Raw genomic sequence first — 2,203 nt, 5'->3', positions numbered from 1 at the left:
ATCATGTCCGCGACCCAGGACGTGGTGCTGTTCGGTGGAGTCCAGAACATGAGCGCCCTGCCCATCTCGTCGGCCATGCTGGCGGGTCGCGAGTACGGGTTCGACGACCCGTTCACCGGCTCCACCGGGTGGGTCGAGCGCTTCGGCGCCCAGGAGATCTCGCAGTTCAACGGCGCGCAGATGATGGCCGACAGGTGGGACATCTCCCGCGAGGAGATGGAGCAGTGGGCGCTGCAGTCGCACTCCCGCGCCCGCGCCGCGATCGCCGAGGGCCGGTTCGCTGGTGAGTACGTTCCGCTGGCCGGACTCGAGTCGGACGAGACCACCCGTGAGACCACACTCGAGAAGATGGCCTCACTGCCGGTGCTCGCCGAGGGAGGGTCCCTGACCGCCGCGGTGGCGTCACAGATCTCCGACGGGGCGTCCGCGGGGCTGCTCGCGTCCGCGGAGGCGGTGGAGAAGTACGGCCTGACGCCGCGGGCCCGGATCCACCACCTCACCGTGCGCGGCGACGATCCGGTGATGATGCTCTCCGCGCCGATCCCCGCCACCCGGTGGGCCCTGGAGAAGACCGGACTGACGATCGACGACATCGACGTGGTGGAGATCAACGAGGCGTTCGCCCCCGTCGTGTTGGCCTGGATCAAGGAGATCGGCGCCGACCCGGCCCGGGTGAACCCCAACGGCGGCGGCATCGCCCTCGGTCACCCGCTCGGTGCCACCGGCGCGAAACTGTTCGCCACGCTCCTGAACGAACTCGAGCGCACCGGCGGCCGCTACGGCCTGCAGACGATGTGCGAGGGCGGCGGCACCGCCAACGTGACGATCATCGAGCGCCTGGACACCTGACGGCTCAGCCGCGGCTCCATAACGGGACGGGCCCCGCACCGACTGGTGCGGGGCCCGTTTCGCTCCCGTCGGCATCGGCCGCCGTTCAGGAACCGGTGCTGCCCTCGACGCTTCCGATGATCGGGTCGAGCCCTGGGCCGACCACTGCCGGGAACAGGTGCGGTTCGACGGGACCGTCGCTGCGCATACAGAACACGGTCACCGCGTAGATGTTTGGCGGGACGTTCTCGGCGGAGAGGGTGCCCGGCAGACCAGGAAGGGTCACGGGGAGGCGGATGGGGCCCGGAGTCCGCATGGCGATGACGTCGTCACGCGCACCCAGGGCCCGGACGACCTCCATGAGGTCTCCGCTGGCAGCCGGGGCGATCAAGTGGATCGCGACATAGGGAGGGACGAGCATTCCGAGGCACGTCTGGCCCGGCAGCGGCTCGGTGATGTTCACCTGCACGGTGGTTCCCTGGACTGCGGGGGTGACGACCGCGGCGCTGGCGGCGCCCGATCCGGCGATCGTGAGACCTGCGGCGGTGGCGGCGACGGCGACTCCGGCGACGGTTCTTCTCAGGATGGACATGAGACGCTCCTCTGTGTGTCCGACAGGAATGTGATCTCGGTCACTTCATCGCTGAGGAGTTTCGAGCCGTTACCTGGGCCCGTGAGTTGACGATGCCCGGCCGGTGGACTCGGCCGGGCATCGTGCAGACGTGCGCGCTGAGGCGCGAGAGGTCAGTTTTCGGTGCCTCCGGCCGCCGAGAGGGTGTCGAGGCCGAGCCCCCCGCCCTCGCCGCCTCCGCCGAGCATTGCCGAGGCGGTGCCGAGCAGGTCACCCTCGCTGCCGGACGAGACGCTGCCCATGATCGCCTCGAGCGGGTTGCCGACGATCAGGAACGGGTTGACCTTGGGTGCGTCATCGGAGGCGCAGTAGGTGACCAGCGCGTAGACGTTGGAGTCGACGGTGGCGGAGACGGTGGCCGATGCCAGTCCGATGTCAGCGAAGGTCCCAAGCAGGACGACCGGAGAGTTGAGCGTCGAGGACTTCAGCAGCTCCACACCGGGGGCATCGCTGATCGCCTGCAGTGTGGCCAGGAGATTCGAATCGGTGGCGCTCGCGAGCTGTCCGGCGAGCGTGGTGGCCGTCGAGGTCGGCGCGAGGAGCGCTCCGCAGGCGTCTCCGTCGGCGAGGCCGCCTCCGTCTAGCGTAAAGGTCACGGAGACTGTGTTGCCCTCGGTGGCGGTGTCGGCCGTGGTGGCCATGGCGGCGCCGGCTCCGGCGATTGTGAGGGCGGTGGCCGCGCCGAATACGGCGGCGGCCCGGACGGCGGTGCGGGGGGCAGTCATGGGAGCTCCTGGGGGCAAG

The 2,203-nt window shown here is 69.7% G+C and carries 3 protein-coding genes; 1 reads left to right on the top strand and 2 read right to left on the bottom strand.

From position 1 onward, the window contains the following. The coding region (locus G6028_RS14020) for an acetyl-CoA C-acyltransferase (RefSeq protein WP_182659237.1) at positions 1-849 on the top strand (849 nt) is incomplete at its 5' end. Positions 850-934: 85 nt separating this feature from the next. Here G6028_RS14020 and G6028_RS14015 read toward each other — a convergent pair. Both G6028_RS14015 and G6028_RS14010 read right to left on the bottom strand, forming a co-directional pair. Further along, positions 935-1,420 carry a hypothetical protein gene (locus G6028_RS14015; protein WP_182659236.1) on the bottom strand — a complete coding sequence of 162 codons (486 nt, stop codon included), beginning with the start codon at positions 1,418-1,420 and terminating at the stop codon, positions 935-937. 152 nt (positions 1,421-1,572) lie between these two features. Next, entirely contained in the window at positions 1,573-2,184 is a 612-nt protein-coding gene (locus G6028_RS14010) for a hypothetical protein (RefSeq protein ID WP_182659235.1), read from the bottom strand. Positions 2,185-2,203 lie beyond the last annotated feature (19 nt).

The sequence above is a fragment of the Dietzia cercidiphylli genome (assembly GCF_014145145.1).
GTDB lineage: Bacteria > Actinomycetota > Actinomycetes > Mycobacteriales > Mycobacteriaceae > Dietzia > Dietzia natronolimnaea.
Note: the sequence above shows the minus strand (reverse complement) of the source record. Positions and strands in the feature narration are given on the sequence as shown.

Coding starts and splice junctions, on each gene's coding strand:
- G6028_RS14010 (WP_182659235.1), bottom strand. CDS start 2,184: ATGACTGCCCCCCGCACCGCCGTCCGGGCCGCCGCCGTATTCGGCGCG.
- G6028_RS14015 (WP_182659236.1), bottom strand. CDS start 1,420: ATGTCCATCCTGAGAAGAACCGTCGCCGGAGTCGCCGTCGCCGCCACC.